At 55.8% G+C, this 18,091-nt stretch carries 23 protein-coding genes; 19 read left to right on the forward strand and 4 right to left on the reverse strand.

The annotated features are described in order from the left end of the window. Positions 1–70 precede the first annotated feature (70 nt). Together ACDK93_RS06300 and ACDK93_RS06305 are read left to right on the forward strand one after the other, a co-directional pair. Positions 71–1,369 carry a PQQ-dependent sugar dehydrogenase gene (locus ACDK93_RS06300; protein ID WP_458071755.1) on the forward strand — a complete coding sequence of 433 codons (1,299 nt, stop codon included), beginning with the start codon at positions 71–73 and terminating at the stop codon, positions 1,367–1,369. A 605-nt stretch (positions 1,370–1,974) separates the two neighbouring features. Further along, positions 1,975–2,397 (forward strand): type II toxin-antitoxin system HicB family antitoxin, encoded by a 423-nt coding sequence (locus tag ACDK93_RS06305; protein ID WP_458071756.1) that lies wholly within the window; start codon positions 1,975–1,977, stop codon positions 2,395–2,397. Positions 2,398–2,622: 225 nt separating this feature from the next. Here the strand turns inward: ACDK93_RS06305 and ACDK93_RS06310 are convergent, their stop codons facing one another. Then, a complete protein-coding gene (locus tag ACDK93_RS06310; RefSeq protein WP_458071757.1) occupies positions 2,623–2,958 on the reverse strand; it encodes a hypothetical protein in 336 nt (111 codons plus the stop codon). 418 nt (positions 2,959–3,376) lie between these two features. Here ACDK93_RS06310 and ACDK93_RS06315 point away from each other — a divergent pair, with 418 nt between their 5' ends. Continuing rightward, positions 3,377–4,474: an IS110 family RNA-guided transposase gene (locus tag ACDK93_RS06315; protein ID WP_458071758.1), complete on the forward strand. Its 1,098-nt coding sequence runs from the start codon at positions 3,377–3,379 to the stop codon at positions 4,472–4,474. A gap of 363 nt (positions 4,475–4,837) precedes the next feature. Here the strand turns inward: ACDK93_RS06315 and ACDK93_RS06320 are convergent, their stop codons facing one another. Further along, entirely contained in the window at positions 4,838–5,245 is a 408-nt protein-coding gene (locus ACDK93_RS06320; RefSeq protein WP_458071759.1) for a DUF4279 domain-containing protein, read from the reverse strand. 711 nt (positions 5,246–5,956) lie between these two features. On the opposite strand from ACDK93_RS06320, the gene ACDK93_RS06325 reads away from it, so the two are divergent. Further along, complete coding sequence (locus tag ACDK93_RS06325; RefSeq protein ID WP_458071760.1) at positions 5,957–6,259, forward strand: toxin-antitoxin system YwqK family antitoxin; 303 nt, start codon at positions 5,957–5,959, stop codon at positions 6,257–6,259. Between the two features lie 432 nt (positions 6,260–6,691). Beyond that, entirely contained in the window at positions 6,692–7,081 is a 390-nt protein-coding gene (locus tag ACDK93_RS06330; RefSeq protein ID WP_458071761.1) for a hypothetical protein, read from the forward strand. 38 nt (positions 7,082–7,119) lie between these two features. Here ACDK93_RS06330 and ACDK93_RS06335 read toward each other — a convergent pair whose 3' ends face one another. Then, positions 7,120–7,458, reverse strand: coding sequence for a hypothetical protein (locus tag ACDK93_RS06335; RefSeq protein WP_458071762.1), 339 nt, complete (start codon positions 7,456–7,458; stop codon positions 7,120–7,122). Between the two features lie 56 nt (positions 7,459–7,514). Between ACDK93_RS06335 and ACDK93_RS06340 the strand changes: the two genes are divergently transcribed. From ACDK93_RS06340 to ACDK93_RS06365, 6 genes are all read left to right on the forward strand, one after another. Further along, on the forward strand, positions 7,515–7,922 hold the full coding sequence (locus ACDK93_RS06340) for a hypothetical protein (protein ID WP_458071763.1): 408 nt from the start codon (positions 7,515–7,517) through the stop codon (positions 7,920–7,922). Positions 7,923–7,946: 24 nt separating this feature from the next. Beyond that, the gene (locus ACDK93_RS06345; protein ID WP_458071764.1) at positions 7,947–8,312 is read left to right on the forward strand and encodes a hypothetical protein; all 366 of its coding nucleotides are present in this window, start codon (positions 7,947–7,949) and stop codon (positions 8,310–8,312) included. Positions 8,313–8,523: 211 nt separating this feature from the next. Then, on the forward strand, positions 8,524–9,045 hold the full coding sequence (locus ACDK93_RS06350) for a hypothetical protein (protein WP_458071765.1): 522 nt from the start codon (positions 8,524–8,526) through the stop codon (positions 9,043–9,045). 58 nt (positions 9,046–9,103) lie between these two features. Then, positions 9,104–9,391, forward strand: a complete 288-nt coding sequence (locus ACDK93_RS06355) for a hypothetical protein (protein WP_458071766.1) — start codon at positions 9,104–9,106, stop codon at positions 9,389–9,391. A gap of 56 nt (positions 9,392–9,447) precedes the next feature. Next, the gene (locus tag ACDK93_RS06360) at positions 9,448–9,783 is read left to right on the forward strand and encodes a ribonuclease E inhibitor RraB (protein ID WP_458071767.1); all 336 of its coding nucleotides are present in this window, start codon (positions 9,448–9,450) and stop codon (positions 9,781–9,783) included. Between the two features lie 55 nt (positions 9,784–9,838). Then, positions 9,839–10,129, forward strand: a complete 291-nt coding sequence (locus ACDK93_RS06365; RefSeq protein WP_458071768.1) for a hypothetical protein — start codon at positions 9,839–9,841, stop codon at positions 10,127–10,129. A 1,134-nt stretch (positions 10,130–11,263) separates the two neighbouring features. Here ACDK93_RS06365 and ACDK93_RS06370 read toward each other — a convergent pair. Continuing rightward, positions 11,264–11,680, reverse strand: coding sequence for a hypothetical protein (locus ACDK93_RS06370; RefSeq protein ID WP_458071769.1), 417 nt, complete (start codon positions 11,678–11,680; stop codon positions 11,264–11,266). Between the two features lie 72 nt (positions 11,681–11,752). Here ACDK93_RS06370 and ACDK93_RS06375 point away from each other — a divergent pair, with 72 nt between their 5' ends. The 8 genes from ACDK93_RS06375 (at position 11,753) to ACDK93_RS06410 (ending at position 17,793) form a co-directional block, all read left to right on the forward strand. Further along, positions 11,753–12,115 (forward strand): hypothetical protein, encoded by a 363-nt coding sequence (locus ACDK93_RS06375; protein WP_458071770.1) that lies wholly within the window; start codon positions 11,753–11,755, stop codon positions 12,113–12,115. Positions 12,116–12,623: 508 nt separating this feature from the next. After that, a complete protein-coding gene (locus ACDK93_RS06380; protein WP_458071771.1) occupies positions 12,624–13,061 on the forward strand; it encodes a TRADD-N-associated membrane domain-containing protein in 438 nt (145 codons plus the stop codon). Between the two features lie 67 nt (positions 13,062–13,128). Continuing rightward, a complete protein-coding gene (locus ACDK93_RS06385; protein WP_458071772.1) occupies positions 13,129–13,398 on the forward strand; it encodes a hypothetical protein in 270 nt (89 codons plus the stop codon). 380 nt (positions 13,399–13,778) lie between these two features. Next, entirely contained in the window at positions 13,779–14,243 is a 465-nt protein-coding gene (locus ACDK93_RS06390; RefSeq protein ID WP_458071773.1) for a hypothetical protein, read from the forward strand. Between the two features lie 1,115 nt (positions 14,244–15,358). Next, positions 15,359–15,682, forward strand: coding sequence for a WapI family immunity protein (locus tag ACDK93_RS06395; protein ID WP_458071774.1), 324 nt, complete (start codon positions 15,359–15,361; stop codon positions 15,680–15,682). 449 nt (positions 15,683–16,131) lie between these two features. Then, the gene (locus ACDK93_RS06400; protein ID WP_458071775.1) at positions 16,132–16,959 is read left to right on the forward strand and encodes an AbiJ-NTD4 domain-containing protein; all 828 of its coding nucleotides are present in this window, start codon (positions 16,132–16,134) and stop codon (positions 16,957–16,959) included. 120 nt (positions 16,960–17,079) lie between these two features. Further along, complete coding sequence (locus ACDK93_RS06405; RefSeq protein WP_458069144.1) at positions 17,080–17,397, forward strand: DUF4274 domain-containing protein; 318 nt, start codon at positions 17,080–17,082, stop codon at positions 17,395–17,397. 57 nt (positions 17,398–17,454) lie between these two features. Continuing rightward, the gene (locus tag ACDK93_RS06410; RefSeq protein WP_458071776.1) at positions 17,455–17,793 is read left to right on the forward strand and encodes a hypothetical protein; all 339 of its coding nucleotides are present in this window, start codon (positions 17,455–17,457) and stop codon (positions 17,791–17,793) included. Positions 17,794–18,091: the final 298 nt, after the last annotated feature.

The following is an 18,091-nucleotide window of genomic DNA, read 5'->3' on the forward strand; positions in this document are numbered from 1 at the left end:
GCGAGAGCGCAGAGCTTTCGCACCGCGAGCCACGTCTTTTCTGCTTGTCCGTGTCCACGCCTGGCGTGCATTGAAGCAGCCGTCACACCGGGACCGCATGTCGGTCGCTAGTCTTTTTGAAATAACCAGGATGCGAGGAAACGTGCAAATGATGAAGCTGGCAAACGCGGTCTTGCTCGCCGCTCTACTGACAAGCGTTGCCCATGCGCAGACCAATGTCGGCGAGCAGGCGTCCGATCCGAATCTCCCCTTCACCATCACGAAAGTGGCGAGCTTCGATTTGCCCTGGCGCATCGCTTTCCTGCCCGATGGCCGCATGCTGGTGACCGAGAAGGTCGGCCGCGTCGATCTGGTCACGCCGCAAGGTGGCAAGACGGCACTCGAGGGCGTCCCGGCCAGCTATGTGGAGGGTCAGAATGGCATGCTGGGCGTCTTCCTCTCGCCTCATTACGCCACCGACCACAACGTGTATCTCACCTATGTCGCACCGGGTGACTATGGCGGCGGCTTTACGATGGGACGGGGCCGCCTCGTGCTCGACGGCAAACAGCCACGGCTCGACGGATTCCAGGTGCTGTGGCGCCAGATGCCCTCAGGCAAGGGCGGCCAGGCAGGTGGCCCGATCGCTTTCTCACCGGAGGGCAACTACCTCTTTCTCGCGGTGGGCGACCGCCAGCGCTTTACGCCCGCGCAGGATCCCAATCAGCCAGTGGGCAAAATTCTGCGACTGACGCTGGACGGCAAGCCCGCGCCGGGCAATCCGTGGGCAGGCGAGGTCGGTGCGCGCACGATACCTTTGATCGATCCGCCGGCGGATACCGAGAAAGCTAAGACCGCACCCGTGGTCAGCACCTATACGTTTCCCGGCCCGAACCTGACGCCGGCCGAAACCTGGACCATCGGCCACCGCACGCCTTATGGCCTCGCGTTCGCTCCGGATGGTCGACTGTGGGAGCTCGAACATGGCCCGCGCGGCGGCGACGAACTGAACCTGATCGAGCGTGGCAAGAACTACGGTTGGCCGCTGGTTTCCTATGGCCAAAACTACAACGGCGTGCCCATCCCCAGTCCGGACACGCGGCCAGACCTTGCCAAGCCCGTGCTCTACTGGGTGCCGGTGATCGCACCGGGCAATCTGATGTTCTACAAGGGCGACCTTTTCCCGCAATGGAACGGCAGCGCCCTGATCAGCGGCCTGGCCAGCGAGGCCATCGTGCGCGTCACCTTTGGCGGCAAGGGCGGTGCTACCGCCGTCCAGCGCTGGAGCATAGGCAAACGCGTCCGCGATATCGAAGAGGCCCCGGACGGCTCGCTCTGGATGGTGGAGGACGCGGAGCACGGTGGGCTCTTTCACCTCACGCCGAAGTGATTCGGTTGATTGGCGGGCGTTTGCGTGGCGGATGGAAAGAGTTCTGTTGGGACGAGTCTTTTCGTGTCGTGTTGAATGAAAAGTCCGCCTGGCCGGCGGGCTTTTTCTTTTCTCCCTCTACCCTTTTGGGAGAGGGCTGGGGTGAGGGGCGGGTGCTCGCCGCGAGGCTATCTACTTGTTGGACAAGCCAAATATTTCAAGCCGCTGCGCGGCCTCTCGACCACAGCTCACCGCCGCACAGGGGACCGGTAGAGCGACTATCCATCCTGGCTCTCACTCGGTGTAAAGGCCATACCGGCCTCAACAGAACAACAAGTTCGATTCCAGTAGCAACATTTATGTTTCTTGCAACATAAATGTTGCTATATTGACGCAATGCCCACAAGGGTGCGGCGATGAAATACAGCGAATTCCAGCGGTGGTTTCGACGGCAGGGTGTGAGTTTCGAGCCCGGCAAAGGCAGTCACCTGATGGCGAGGTATCAAGGACGGACTTCGGTATTTTCGTCGCATGGATCAAAGAGATGCCGGAACCATTGCGCAAAAAAATCCTGAAAGATCTGGGCCTGTCACCGTGACCAGCGTCAGAAAGCCAAGGAACGAACGATGAAATATCCAGTCAAACTCGTAAGCGCAGACGGCGTGGTAATGGTGACATGTCCGGACCTGCCGGAATTTTCAGGCGTTGGCGATACCGAAAGCGACGCGTTGCTTGAAGCCGTCGACGGTATCGAAACCACACTGCAAATGTACATGCAGGATCGCCGCGCCATCCCGATACCCAGTGAGCGCAAACGCGGCCAGCGATTGGTTGGTTTGCCGCCGCTGGCGGTAGCGAAGATCGGCTTGTATCAGGCCATGCAGGCGCAAGGCCTGCGCAAAGCTGATCTGGCTCGCCTGCTCAACGTGCACCTCCCGCAAGTCGATCGCCTGCTCGACCTGCGCCACAGTTCGAAGCTTGAACAGGTAGAGACGGCGCTGAATGCCGTGGGCTATCGAATCGAGTTATCGGTGTTGGCGGCTTGGTAGGCCGGTTGTGGACCAATATTGGTAGCTCAACTGGCACCTTTATCTGTGCTACGCAATCGCATGCGATCTCCCGCAACCCGGCTAGGGCACAAGCTAGCAAAGGTCCGCATTCGACCCATTTCTGCCGGTCACTACCGTCCGATTTCGGCAAGGCCCATCTTTAACGCGGGAATTGATCGGCGGCGTATTCGTCCGCGTCGAATGAGATGTTAGGTAAGTTGCCTGTTAGGCCAGAGAAAGGAACTCTTCCTGAAGGGCCCCAGCGTGTTGCTGGCCATCCGCATCAACTAGCGAGAGCGATACAAATTCCCCGCCGAGCTGCGTGGTGCCGTCGATACCGCCGCAGAAGGTTGAAATCGCGTCCACTGCAACTTGGCGCGCAAAATTGAGAAGTACTGCCTGTTGATCTGGTGCAAGCGAGCGTGCCAGCTTGATTGTGTTTTGCCATTGCTCGTCCTTGACTGCATCCAACGATTGCTCAGCGAACATATGTTTATAGAAAGCCACGTTTTCATCGCATGCGTCTTGAAGTAGGGCTTTGCAGAGAGAGCGTGTTTTCATCTTTGTAAGGCCTAACGCTGGAGTTAAGCGGCGGCGAAGCCGTCCGCCTTGAACGAGTTGTTAGGCAACATTGTCATGGATTGCCTTTAGCCAGAGAGACCAAGCGGCCGGATCGCCGGGCATACCGTTGTCCCAAGTGCCCGTGGCCAAATCTCCTAAGATGCTAGCGACCGCGCGCTCTGGATCAACGCGAAAATAGTACTCAAGGACACTCAGCATCGCGCGATAAGCATCGGCCGCGGAGATTTGTGATTGAGCAGATGGCAAAGTGTTTAATGAGTCCATGGGGCCTAACGCTGGAGTTAAGCGGCGGCGAAGCCGTCCGCCTTGAACGAGTAAAAAGAGACTTCCTCCCCCTTTCGGCCTCGAGGGCCATGATGGTGATGCGGATCAACCGTCAGCAGAAGAGGAAGTCTCCATGAGCACTATAACCATTGGCGTGGATTTGGCGAAGAGCGTGTTTTCGGTGTGCGAGATGGACGCGGCGGGCCATGTGCTGGGCCGGCGTGATCTGGGTCGCGAGGCGTTTGCGCTGTGGCTGGCCCAGCGGCCGGCCGGTACCGTGGTAGCGATGGAGGCGTGCAGCGGCGCGCACCATTGGGCCCGGCGTTGCCTGGAATACGGGCTGCAGCCGCGGCTGATGGCCGCCCAGTTCGTCACCCCGTTCCGCAAGAGCCGCAACGCCAAGAACGACCGCAACGACGCCGAGGCGATTGCCACGGCGGCCCGTCAGGGCAACATGCGCTTCGTGCCGGTCAAGGATGTCGACCAGCAGGCGCGGTTGGCGTGGCATCGGGTGCGCGAAGGCTACAAGGCCGAGTCGCTGGCGATCGGCAACCGCCTGCGCGGCCTGCTGGCCGAGTTCGGCATCGTGGTGGCAAAAAGTGACGTCGCCCTGCGCCGTGTGCTGGAAACGCTGGGTCAGCAGGCGGGGTTGCCGGACGAGTTCAAGGCGTTGCTGCGTGACCTCGGCGCGCACTGGGCGTCGTTGCGCGCGGCGATCGAGGCGTGCAGCGCACGCATCGAGGCCCACGCGCAACAGGACGCGCGGTGCGTGCGGATCGGTGCGATCGTGGGCGTCGGCCCCATCACGGTCGATGCGATGGTGGCCAGCGTCGGCAACGCCCGGGAGTTCAGGAACGGACGGCAGCTCGCCGCGTGGCTGGGTCTGGTGCCGACCCAGCATTCCAGCGGCGGGCACACGCGACTGGGCACGATCAGCTGCCGCGGTGACGCGTACTTGCGCACCTTGCGGATCCAGGGCGCACGCAGCAGCCTGCAGCGCGCCAAGGCGGTCAGCGTGGAAAGGTGCACACCCGAGCAGCAATGGATACGGCAACTGGACGGCCGCATGCCCTTCGGCAAGGTGCTGGTGGCGATCGCCAACAAGCACGCACGGCAGCTATGGGCGATGCTCGCGCACGATCTCGACTACGACCCGCACGCCAGCGTGAAGCACCCGATGGCGCGTCGTGCGGACAGCCACTGCGCCATGACGGTCGCCGCCATGGCATGAAAAGGTTCCACGTCAGCGCGCAGCGGTAGCAACGGGTCAGACCCACCCGGAGAGAACCTGACTAACCATTTGGACGTCTACAAAGTGTTTCGGCTGATCCTCGAACACCGACGACACCGATGAACGAATGAGGTCTCCGGGCGCGGTTTATACCCTGGTCCGCATCGGCACCATCGATGCAACAAGACCGTTTACGGAAATGCAGTCTGGCAACGTTCAACGCCGCAAGCACTGACACGCACGACGCAACACAGAGGACAACACGATGACCAGCGAAAGCCTGAAAGCTCAAGGCAAGAACATCAAGCGGGCGGTGTTGACGGGAAGTCTCTTACGGAGAGGTTAGGGCTCAACACCTGCCACCTACTCGCGGTCATAAATATCCAAATCGAGCGCGATTCCACGCTGACCGAGAGCAAGCATTGCTTTTGCGGAGAGTGGGAGACCGTCATTGCCACTGCTCATGAAGATACCGCAGAAAAGATTTGGCTTATAGCTCGATAGCGAATCCCATACGGCGAGGTCGTTCGTGAGCTGGCCAAGTAGCTCGAAGACTTGAGCCTCAAGATCCTCAGGCTCACGGCGCGCTGCCTTGAGACGCCAGCTACCCGTTTTAGCAATGCGTACATTGCCAGTTGAAGCGCTGACGACCTCTTGGCCCTTGTGCCAAGACTCCGTGGGGGTCGCCCCCAACGATGCGGAAACATTCTCGGGTACGAGATCGTCGCCGAAGAAACGAAGTGTCGCGGCGGAGTGATCAAGAACTCCCATCTTGGGCCCTAACTACTGAATATACGGACCCGTGGGTCCGGTTATACATCTGGCGCAACGCACCACGAATGGTTACGCAACCCCATGTTTTACAAACGACTTCGCCGCGTTCGGTCTGGCTATTCGGCTGCAGTATAGCCGGACCCAGCAGACGCGCGAATTTCGCTATCTTGATGCTATTCCTACCAGCTGGAGTGACCGTTAGAGGGTGAACTGCCCGGTACCCCCACGTCACCCGGATCAGGTGTCCGCGCGCTGCCGCCGGCGCCATCGTCGTTGAAGATTCCGAGCACAGAACTACTGCTATAGGGCGACCCGACTGATTCACCGACTGGCTCTTGTTGGCCGGTCAGCGACCTTTGGCTGGAGGTCACTCGTTGGCCCGTTGGCGGCTCTTGCCCCATGGTCGCTGACTGACCCATTGCTACCGGTCGTGGAACAAAAAGAGAGAGAATTCCTCTCCCTCGCACAATAGCCTGCACGGCCGAAACCGTGTTCCAAATTGCAACTGACCTACCGTGAGGTAGCCACTGGGGTTAAGCCGCCTCCCGGCACTACCGACATCGCGAGATTAGACGGCTGGATTAGGCTGCAACAATGTGATCAAGTCGTTGATTTCTTTAGGCCGTAGCTACCACCAAAAAGCTGCTCGTCTGGGATAGGCTGACGGGATTAGACTTCAGCTTGAAATCTACTTAGCGTTAGGCCGTTATGTCCGATCTCGATATAGCCGAAATTCCATATCCTTCAGGCATTGTCCACTTCAGGTACTCACGTTACTTGGCTGCGGACGGCTCAGTTTGGATTCGGCACGGCCTATTCCGTGCGTTCCATGAAAATGGTTTGCTCGCCTCCGAAGGGAATTATGAGCACGGTAAAGAGCATGGTATCTGGCGCGACTATCACGCTAACGGCCAACTCGCCGCAGAAGGGACTTATGCTAGCGGTGAGGAGTCAGGCACTTGGGAGTACTGGTCTGCAAACGGTGCGCCCGATCCTTCTGGCGCAGCCTAACAATTCGTTCAAGGCGGACGGCTTCGCCGCCGCTTAACTCCAGCGTTAGACCCTATGAAAATGTTTCTCGCAGTAGCGCTATTAGTCTTGTCAGTCCACGCAACAGGCTCAGATCAGCGCCTAAGCAAAGACGACATCATTAGGTTCGCCAAGGCCCAGGCAAAATCCTTTTGTCACAGCGTCCTCCATGGGCAGTTCACCAAAGTTGGATGCGAATTTTCTGCAACGTTCCATGACAATTCGTGGAGCGTCCTAGCCATTCCGCGTATTGAAAATGGAAAGGGTGAGCGAGTGGCCGCTTCTGACGTAGAGCGCTTTTACATCTTCTCTCCAACCGGCCGACTGTTAAAGCAGTTCAATGCTGAGTAGTCTAACAACTCGTTCAAGGCGGACGGCTTCGCCGCCGCTTAACTCAAGCGTTAGACATACAGCATGAAATCCCGCGAAGCTGACATTTTCACAATCTCGCTTCAGGATGGCCGCGAAGCCCTGTGTCGTATTCTTTATGAGTCGAGCTATTTCAAAAACGTAGTTCTTATCGGGTGCTATGGGGTGCGCTCCGACAACTTTTCTACAACTGAGCAGGTCAGCGTGAGCCCTAAGGCAATGATGTATACCGGCTGGTCAAAGACTTGGCCGGTCATCGGCCACGAGCCCATGGCCAGCCATGAAGGTATTCTCTCCCGGCGTATCGTTGCAGGTGACGTGTGGGAGGGTGACAGGCATATGGGTCAAGCCACAGAAACTGAGTTGGCATCGCTTTCAAAAATGGAAGTTTACGGGCATCGTAGTCTGGTTAGGCAGCTAGCAAAGTATGTCTAACTACTCGTTCAAGGCGGACGGCTTCGCCGCCGCTTAACTCAAGCGTTAGAGCACAAAATGAGAGTTACGGCAGCCGCAAATTTGTCACTTGTAATAGCGGTCATTTCTGTTGCACTGCTGTTCTTCGGATTTGCGTCGGCGCTTGGCGATCCTGCACCATGGGTCACCCCTGCTGAAATTGCATCGCGTAAACTCCATGCGACTATCGCCTTCTCAATAGGAATTTTTATTCTTCCTTTTGCACTTTGGCTTTCTGGGTATAGCTTCCCGGCTGCCCGCTGGCGTTCGTCGATAGCTTTACTTATCTGCTTAATTCCGTTCGGCACCATGTGCGTTCTCTGGTTCACATGAGAAATGTGCTCTAACAATTCGTTCAAGGCGGACGGCTTCGCCGCCGCTTAACTCTAGCGTTAGGCACTAAGGGGAGACTTTTATGGCAACACAAGACAAGATCATCGCGGGCATCTTGCTAGCACACGGTCTTCTTGGCGCCGCATGGACGTACTTTGCCGCTTCTCAACTTAGCTTTCCCGCGATTTTTATGATCTCTAATCTTGTCTTAGTTGCGATTGGCATCGCCGCTGGCATTGGCTGCTTCAAAGGTTTTTATTGGGCTGCCCTACTTGGCATGTTGTTCTTCGCAATCCAGCTTTTACATATAGCCACTCCGTCCTTCCGGTTTTCTTTCACACTCGGACTCAACTTCATCATATCCTTCGGTTGGTTCGGCTCCGGCCAAATAGGCATCAACCTATTCGCCGTGGCAATGTTGCTCTGGTTAGGTTTTCGCCTCGGAGTGCCTAACAAATCGTTCAAGGCGGACGGCTCCGCCGCCGCTTAACTCCAGCGTTAGAGGGCGGCGGGAATGATGTTCTTGGTGTTTTTTTATCTAGCCCTCGCCTTGCTCATGCTTCTTCCGCTTCTGTGCGTCTGGTTCATGGTCAAGCGCGTGCCCGATTCCAAGCGCTCGCTCATTCTCGTCGCTGCCGCCACCATTTTCTTTACCCCTTCTTGGGCGCCCGTAACCATCACTGTGGTCCTTGTTCCGTTTGGGCTCTTGTTTTTCGTTGCACTATTCACTTGGTCGTGGGGTGAGCTTGCGGGGCTAGTGAGTCTGTTTCCGCTCTGGCACGCAATAGCTTTTCCGCTCACAGCTTTGATCTCTTACTTTGTGATTCGCAAGCGGCCCTCTAACAATTCGTTCAAGGCGGACGGCTCCGCCGCCGCTTAACTCAAGCGTTAGGCGGCAGAGCATTTCCTTCTGCGTTTGTCCCGCATCATCTGGTTCGCGTTCCACACAGGTGGTGGTGTTGGCCAGCGTGCGTTGCCGTATTTCTTAGCTCTGTCGTGTATGGCACGTTGCACGCGTTTTCGTTTCTCGCTTCTTCGGGCCGCGCATTTCGCGCGGTTCGCGGTAACGTCCCGGTCATCGCAGGCGTTTCGTGCTCGTCGCGCACGCCATCACCGTCAGGGCATTGCCGACCATTAAAAGCAGCGCTATCGTGCAGTCATACTTCGGCGTGGCGGGCCGCCGTCCTAACAAGTCATTCAAGCGGACGGCTCCGCCGCCGCTTAATTCCAGCGTTAGGCGAAGGATGCGCGTGAAAGAGAACCGCTCAACTGAAATGTTCGACGAGCTTAATGGCGCGCAACTTAGCGCGGTCACCTTCGTTCACGACTACTTGCAACTCTGGTTCGGCGGGCCTGGCATCAACGTCACGAATCCACTCACCGTCCACGCAGCATCGGTCAAAATCACCTCATCGCAACCTGGATTCCGTCACGCAATCTGCGCTCAAATCACCAAGGTTGTGGCCTCGTCGGAACTTCGGTCCAACGATGCATTCGTTATTCGCTTCACCGATGGTTCGTTTCTTTCCGTTTCTCTGCGCCCGGAAGACTACACTTCTGCTGAGGCAATCTATGCACACGGCTTCAAGCGCAATGGGTGGCTTGTCGCCTAACAACTCGTTCAAGGCGGACGGCTCCGCCGCCGCTTAACTCAAGCGTTAGGCATCAAATATGGAAGGTTCTCGCCACGACGTCTGCCAACTTCTCGACCAGCTCGTGGTCGCGCTTTCTGCGCCACTTACAGGCGCAGCTCGCACGGATGGCTGGACTGAAGCTGTTCAAGCCAAGTGGCTCTGCATTTTCCAAGACATGCGCGCGTCATTCGACTCTGGTCGCGACATCCCAGAGGCATCTATCTCGCGGGGCCTTGACCATGACGGGATCATTGCCGGTCACGTGCTCGAAAAAGCAGCAACGCTCAGCAATCTACTTCGTCGGGAAGGCATCTCGCATGCCTAACATCTCGTCCAAGCGGACGGCTCCGCCGCCGCTTAACTCCAGCGTTAGGCTTGCACATGAAGCTTGTCACTACATTGATGGAAACCGCCGCAGCCGACACGGATGTACTTCGGTCGCTTGATCGCAATGGCGATCACTTTTCGGTATTCCGCGACGTTGATTTTCTTCTGGTGGCACCCGACGCAGAAAAGGCTGCGCTCGTTGCATCCTTCGTTAACGAGCACAGCTATGGCAAGGCTGTCCTTCAAGATCCCGCGTCCGTTCTTGTCACTATCAACATGCCCGTAGAGCAACCCGTAGCTCTGTGCGTCTCGGGCTTCTTCACGTGTCTCGCGCAGCTATTCGGCGTCGAGTACGATGGCTGGGGGTGTGTGGCGCAGGCGCAAGCCTAACCACTCGTTCGAGGCGGACGGCTCCGCCGCCGCTCAACTCAAGCGTTAGAACTCAATGGCCACTTCGCGCAAGATTGTTCTACATTCACTGCACGGCTATCGCCCGGAACTCGATGCGATCGTTGCGCAGTGGATTCAAGAGCGCGTCGGTTATGTTGGGGTTGTTGGCATTGGTGCATCAACGATCGAGGACGTCATCGATGAGTTGTGCGTTGGGGACGGCTCAAACTCATACTTCATGCTCACAGCATCCCACGGCTCAAACGAGACACTTCAAGACGCTATCCTTCTTGCAGAGCAACTTTCAGGTGAGCTCGCCGGCGATGTACGTGTCGTTGAGTTCTAACTACTCGTTCAAGGCGGACGGCTTCGCCGCCGCTTAACTCCAGCGTTAGGCGTCAGAGCATCTTTCCTTCGGGGTTGCTTCGCGTGCGTGTCGCGTTCTGGCTTCGCATCAGCTGCATGCATTCTGTCGTTTCGGGCCAGCCTGCGTTGTTGTCTGTAGCGCGCTTGGTCCTTTGTCGCGGCTGGCGCGCGCTGACGTATCTCGCATTCTCATGCTTCGTCGTGCGCGCGGTTCTTCGCAACGTGGCGTTTGTCGTCAGCGGCTCGTTCGTCGCTCGCAGGCCAAAACCTTCGCGGCATTGCCGGGCTTTCAAAGCAGCGCTATCGTGCACTTCACCGACGGCGTAGCGTGCTGCCGTCTAACCCGTCATTCAAGCGGACGGCTTCGCCGCCGCTTAATTCCAGCGTTAGCACTCACAAGCAGGGGGCTCGGTAAATGAACGAGACACGTATCACTCTCCGCAAGGTTGCTACCGGCACCGCATTTAGCTTAGTTGGCTTCATCGTAGGAGGTCTGCTGGTCAGGGCAGCGGCACGCCACTTCGCAGGTTCGCCAGCATGGGTGTTACCGGCAATAATTTGTGGCGCACTAGCTTTGTTTGTCGTTGCCGCTTTGGTTGTCGCCCCTGCTATCGGATCACGCCCGCCCAAGGTTAAGTAGTGCGGTGGCGTGCTAACAACTCGTTCAAGGCGGACGGCTTCGCCGCCGCTTAACTCAAGCGTTATGCTCGAAAGCAGCACTCCGGCATTTAATGAAAACTTGACATTGCGCTGCAACTTTGATAAGCTTCCAAGTCTTCGGAGGTGTGGACGGTTCGAATCCGTCGCTGCTTAAAAAGTCTGTCTTACTGTTTTGTACCAGTGTTGCACTAAGTGTCTTGGCGACTGAGCCAGCCACAGTTATCAATGCAATTACATGCCTAACAGGAGGGCTTATGAATATAATTAATTCTTTTAATGCAGTAATGTTTGCTTCAACCAAGTCAGTCGTATTAACCGCTTCATCAGTAGTGGCAGCCTTGGCAGCGAACGGTTTAACTCCTCACCTACATTAAAGCGCCCTTTCGGGCGCTTTTTTTTGCAAAATTGCATAGAGTTATGCCGCAGGCGGCTCCCTTCTTGCCCCTTCAGCAACCTACTTTCCGTTCTTCCGCGCCTTCTTCCGCAGTTGGCTGATCCGACCCTCGCTCAACTCCAAGTAGTCGGCCGTCGCCTTATTCGACCCAAGCGAAACTGCCAAGTCGTCAGCAAAACGAGCTTTCCCGTTTGCCGTGTGCCCATTGTAAGTCGCCTTGGCCACTGCCCGGGTTACCTCGGCCTCACGGCGGATAGCTTGAGCAGCCGTAGTGAATCCAAACGCAAGCATTTTTTCAAGAGCATCAAGTTCTGGGTTTGTTGCCATTGTCCTTACTCCGGAGTTTAGTCTATCTTTAGCCAGTTCTTCTGGCTTGAGTGGCTCAACCATGCCATATTTTGGTCTTTCGTCAATATCCAGGCTAAAGTTTGTGTAACATTTCACGAGCCTCGGCATGGTGCGCGGTGACGTGCGCATAACAACTCGTTCAAGGCGGACGGCTACGCCGCCGCTTAACTCCAGCGTTAGATGTTTGGAGAATTTAGCTCCATGCTCACAGGCCTTCAAAAGCACTTTGTCCCAGCGCTCTATGTCGTTTTTGGACTGCTTGTCGCAGTAAACACTTTGACGTTGGTTTTGGGTGGTTTGCGTGCCCTATTGCCAATAGCTATTGAGTGCACAGTTTTGGGGGCGGTCTACTTTCGCAAACCTTGGGCTTACATTGCAGTTATGTTGTGGACGGTCATCCCCCTGTTCACCGGAGCCGCTATGTGGCTAGCTGTTCTCCTAGACGGACCTAAATATTTCCATTCTGCGATCTACGGGGTATTTAATACGCTCATGTTCTTTGCTGGCATCTACTTCTTCAAATATGCTAAACCGGCACTCCAGCAACTTCCTGAGCGCATCTAACATCTCGTTCAAGGCGGACGGCTCCGCCGCCGCTTAACTCCAGCGTTAGACCTTACTCCATGCGAGCAACCATCCAGACATTCCTGGCATTCTTAGTAGCGGCTCTCTGCGCGCCGGCTCTAGCCTCTGCGTCTGCAATTTCGAGTTCGTCCGCCTGTGGCCTTCTTAAGGCTGCGGTCGCTCAAAGCCAATCGCCACGTCACGGCATAAACGAGTATCGCTGTGAACTCGATGCGGACGAAGGCAATGGTCGTTACTTCGTCTTTGCGTTGCGCTCAAACTATCCTGCGCCGCCTGGCGCCGTTCCGAATTGGGTTGGTAGCAGCCTCGTAGGCTGGTTTGCCGTGTCGCGTTCGACCGGCATGGTATTCAACTGGGACGTCGCTGCCCTAGCACTTGGTCAAAAGCTCTAGCCTTCGCATTGCTGCCCGTACGGTCTAACATCTCGTTCAAGGCGGACGGCTTCGCCGCCGCTTAACTCCAGCGTTAGCCACCCAGGGGGAGTTTCATGGCAACTGACCAAACGCTCGCCCAGCTGGATGAGTACTACCAGCTCAACGTCCAACACTTGCGTTGGAGTTTCGGCTCAAGCCTGGCCGCGCTATTCGCTGGCTTGGCCGCGTTGCTGGTTGGCATTTGCCTCGTCATTGGCGGCAACTACGGTCTCGCCGGCCAACTAGCTGTTATCGGCGGCGTGCTCACCCAATTTGTCGGTGCCGGCTTCTTCGTTCTGTACAGCCGCAACCTCAAACAGCTCAATGTCTTCTACGACAAGCTAATCAAGCACAAGGACACTTTGTACGCGATCAGCCTAGCAAGAGAGGTTCCAGAGCCCGACAAATCCAAGGCCTTGCTTGCTGTAATCGGAAATCTCCTGGCTCGTGGTGAGCCCCCGTTTCCACCTGAGGTACTCACCGCCTTTGCAAACCGGTCGGGCGGTGGCTAACAATTCATTCAAGCCGAAGCCGCTTCGCGGCTCGGCTTAACTCCAGCGTTAGGCCTCTCGACAGTACATGGTCAAATACGACGACTCTTTTGTATTCCTCCGCACTTGGCAACGCGTGCTATGTGGTCTCGTCGCCGTACTGATGCTCTACAACTACATGCTCCCTTGGCCACCATTGAGCCAGAATCAGTTTGGCCTAGGATTTTTTGGCTTTTTGGCCTGGTCTCTTTTGGCCATCTTTGGCAACAAGGTTCGCGGCGCTCGTTTGCTCGCTGCTACTGCGCTACTTGTGTGGTTGGCATTCTTTCTCACGAAGCTTTCGGGCCATGCGGCCTAACCCGTCATTCAAGCGGACGGCTACGCCGCCGCTTAACTCCAGCGTTAGGCATCATGTCCATTAGCAATCTTGCAGGCACAATCCAATCTGCTTTGTCGTCGGTACAATCGGGCGATACGGGTTGTGGCACGTTAGCAAGCACGCTAACAACTTGCAGTCGCGCAATGGAGGGCTTGTCTTACTCGATGCATCGAGAAGCCAGTGATCTCGCTCTGAGCTTCGAGCAGGCTTCGTGGGCAGCGGAAGACGGGTTTGTTCCAGAGCTAGAACCACTTCTCCGGCAACTCGACGATTGGTTGCGTAAGCTGCCTGTACGGGATGCCTAACAATTCGTTCAAGGCGGACGGCTTCGCCGCCGCTTAACTCCAGCGTTAGCCTTCATGAATTACACCCGAGACATTCTGGTAGCAGCAAGTCAAAGTGGCATCGGTGATGCTTACTACAAATTGTGCAAGGAGCATCCGCTTCTCCCCGGTACGAGCGTCAAGAAAGTCCCGTACAAGGACATCCTTTCGGCCGCAGTGGGAGTGGTTCTGCTCTCTAAACTTGCTGGCCCTGGCATCGTCTTTAAACTTGGCGGGCTGCCAGATGGCGTATGTCTAAATTTCATCATCCAAAGTGGTGGCTGGGTCGAGACTCATTTCGTCATCGCACAAGCGGGGCAAGAGCAACATGGCACTTTCGCCATACTCTGCAATGAAGCGCTCAAGCATGCGGGCCAACCAGCTCCTGTTCCCGCGTATCCACGCCCTGTCTGCTCTTCCGCCACCGAGTTGGTTACGGTTTTCTGCGTGTTTCAAGAGCTTATCCTTGCTCTTTCGAAGGCGTTCCATGAGGCTGGCTAACAATTCGTTCAAGGCGGACGGCTCCGCCGCCGCTTAACTCCAGCGTTAGAACTCAATGGCCAGCATCGGAATCATTGTTCGCTCCAATCAAGAGCTCGTGGAGTTGGGCCACCACTGGGTGCCTCAGCCGCTCGGTGCAAGAGCAGACGTCACCGCGGCAATCAACCGTTGCGTTCCACTGCACGACGGTTCTTTAGCACTCACCCTAGAGGTTGAGGCGCCCGACGAGAGTTCAGAGCCAAGGACCATTTCTGTGTCTGGGGTCTGGGGCCCACGCGAGTCGGCTGCCCTGCGCCAGCTATGCAGCGAACTCAATGCTCGCTTTTACGACGTCGAAGCGGCGGAGTTCATCGAGCTATGAGGTCTAACTATTCGTTCAAGACGGACGGCTTCGCCGCCGCTTAACTCCAGCGTTAGGTCTACATGGGCATTTCGGAAGTTCGTAAGCAGATAGCTCAACAGCAGGCGACCGTTGATGACGTCCTGCATTGTTATACAGACAAGAACGGGTGTCCCTGTAAATGGCCAGAATTCGAATATTGGGTTAGCAAACCGCAGGGCCCAGGGTGGCAAGACAATATTCAAAACGACTTAGTCGAAGCCGCTCTTAAGCTGCCTTGTTTCTCTAATTCGGGCATCACTTGTTCCAATTGCGGTAGAAAATGGCGCCACTCTTCCGAGGAGTGGCGCATGCTTGCCTACCATGAGCGGCTTATTCCAGTTGAGCCTTCAACTACCACTAAAGGGTTTGGCACTGCGGTGGGCACTTACTTCGCTACTGTTGGTCTAGAGCCTACGAATGCTCGTTCGCTCAGCTTGGCTGAATGGGCGCAATTTATGCTCGGCGAACCCTACCAGCCAACCGCAAGCATTCCCGCCACACCTAGTATTCCGAGGAGTCCGCAGCCTTTGGTCGACCGGGTCATTGCTTGGTTCAAGTGGCGGACCTAACATCTCGTTCAAGGCGGACGGCTCCGCCGCCGCTTAACTCAAGCGTTAGGTGCTAAATGAAGTCCATTGCGTTTGGTGGTGAAGAGCATGAGCGCTTGGAGGTCACTGTTTTCGGTTATGAGCGCGCTGCGTCTGGCGACTATCACGACGACAACTGACTATCTGTGGAGGTCTCTGTCCAATGCGGAGCTTTTCACGGCAGGTTTCCCGCCGCGTTCTTAACCGGTGAGCTTGAGTCCTTCCATGCTCAGCTCATTTCCCTCTACCAAACACTCCTCGGTACCGCTAAATTCCAAACTCTTGAGGGTCAACTGGAGCTGCAGGCTACAGGTGACGGCTTGGGCCATGTCAGGATCTCGGGTGAGGCACTTGACCAGGCAGGCATTGGCAACAAGCTCGTCTTTGAAATCGTTATTGATCAGACTCAGCTTCAAACTTCGGTGCAAATGTTGGCAGCGGCGATGCTCGCTTTCCCTGTGCGCACCTAACCATTCGTTCGAGGCGGACGGCTGCGCCGCCGCTCAACTCCAGCGTTAGGCACACAGGAATGGCTATGGAAATTGATCAGCAAAAGCGCACCTCTTGGGGCAAGCCTAGTGCGTTCTTGTGGTTCTTCGGATGCATCTCCGCCATTGGCCTAGCGGCTGCGGCTCGTTGGCGAGAACTAGACATCGCATTTGCGTCGGCTTGGCTCACCCTCCTTGTGGTCGGCTCTTCTGTAGTTCTGTGGCGCGCATGGAGACATACTGGCGAGCCAAGTACAGCCAAACTTGGACAACTTGCGGCGCTACCTCGAAGCTGGCAGCGGTGGCTACTTGGGGAAGACAAAAATGGCAACACGAAATAGCGAGCAAACCGGCACAATGCCTAACTACTCGTTCAAGGCGGACGGCTTCGCCGCCGCTTAACTCCAGCGTTATGTTCAAGAGGGAAGACGATGAGGTTTAGTCAACGGGCCGGCATGGTTGAAGTGAGCGATGTCGTTCAGACCGAAGGAATGAGCGACGCACTCCGGAATTCACTCTGGAACGCAATTGACCAGTGCCTATGGTCCAAAGAAACGTTTTTGATAAATCGTCGCGAGGGTGGGCTCGGCTTCGTAGATGCGTTTAGCCGCCAGCTATGGTTTAATTTCTTCAAGCTTCGCATTGACTCCAGGCCAGAATATGGTTTTGAGATCCTTGATCAAATTCGCAAGTACTTTTTCTCATCCAAGTGGTACGAGGTTTACGATTTCATCGAATTTGTTGTTCAAACCTACAAGATTCCGGGGCTTACAGAACTCATCAACGATGTCTTGGAACGTGAGCTATCTGGGTTTCGTCTCATAGATGGTTTGTTCACACCTGTATCCGACGCCTCAGAGCGGGAAGCCATCGAAAACGCGCTGGCCCCTGGACCATTTGCAGGCGTTCAAGCCCACCTTCATCAGGCGTTGCAACTCCTGGCGAACCGCGATCAGCCGGACTATCGTAACTCGATTAAGGAGTCGGTCTCGGCTATAGAAAGCGCCGTCTGCGAACTAAGCAACAACCCCAAAGCGACGCTTGGCGACGGCTTGAAAATTCTTGAGCGTAGTGGAAAGCTTCACAACGCGTTGAGAAATGGCTTTTCTGCGATATATGGGTATACCAGTGACGCGGACGGTATCCGACACGCCATGCTGGAGGAGACAGCACTCGATGAGGCAGATGCAAAGTTTTTCCTTGTTTCAAGTGCAGCGTTCATAAACTATCTAAAAGCGAAGCAGGCAAAGAGCACATAACCATTCGGTCGAGCGGACGCGCAGAAAACGCGCGCCGCTTACCTCAAGCGTTAGGCCCGCACCCAAATGGCGCTTTTTATACAGCCACCTCCAAATACGTCGGCGGACACGCTCCGCCAAATGTCGCTGGACTACAACTGGAGCGACGGCTTTGCTTTCCCACAAGCAATCGCCGATCACCCAAATTGCGATCTTGCTGTGGCGCTTGAGCTGTTCTGGTTGACTGACGCAATTTCGGTTTATCTTGGCGAGGCTTCTGTGCAAGAACTCAATGTTGCGTGGCGTTCTTTCTGCAAGTTGCTTACTCAACGGCTACTTGGCGGTTACTACATTCACGGTCCTGCTTCATTTCGGGTACCGTTAACAAAAACTCAGATCTACAAGTATCAAAAACTTGGTGTGCCAAGCATCTTTCTAACCGGTGTCGAGCAGGCCTAACATTTCGTTCAAGGCGGACGGCTCCGCCGCCGCTTAACTCCAGCGTTAGGGCTCAGAATGGCAAACGCACGCTTCGTACTGTTCGCCATCGTGTTATTGACCACTGCATGTGCTGGTCTTTCTCAACGCCAAACTACTTATAGCGGCGACTACTTCTACAACTTCGAGTACGCCTCTTTTTTCCCTGACGGCAAAGATGTCAGATGGTGTGTCAATGGAGATATGTCCAAAGCAGAATTGCCTGCCAAAGACGCTAACGGTCCTTGGGGCACGAGTCACGTCATTGTTCAAGGCACACTCGGTTCATCAGGACACTACGGCAACCTGGGAGCCTGTAAGCGCATCCTGACAGTCACTAAAATTCTCAAGGTAAGTAACATGCGGGCGCGCGAGTAACCATGCGCCCTAACAACTCGTTCAAGGCGGACGGCTCCGCCGCCGCTTAACTCCAGCGTTAGACCCTATGAAAATGTTTCTCGCAGTAGCGCTATTAGTCTTGTCAGTCCACGCAACAGGCTCAGATCAGCGCCTAAGCAAAGACGACATCATTAGGTTCGCCAAGGCCCAGGCAAAATCCTTTTGTCACAGCGTCCTCCATGGGCAGTTCACCAAAGTTGGATGCGAATTTTCTGCAACGTTCCATGACAATTCGTGGAGCGTCCTAGCCATTCCGCGTATTGAAAATGGAAAGGGT

The sequence above is a fragment of the Rhodanobacter sp. BL-MT-08 genome (assembly GCF_054161255.1).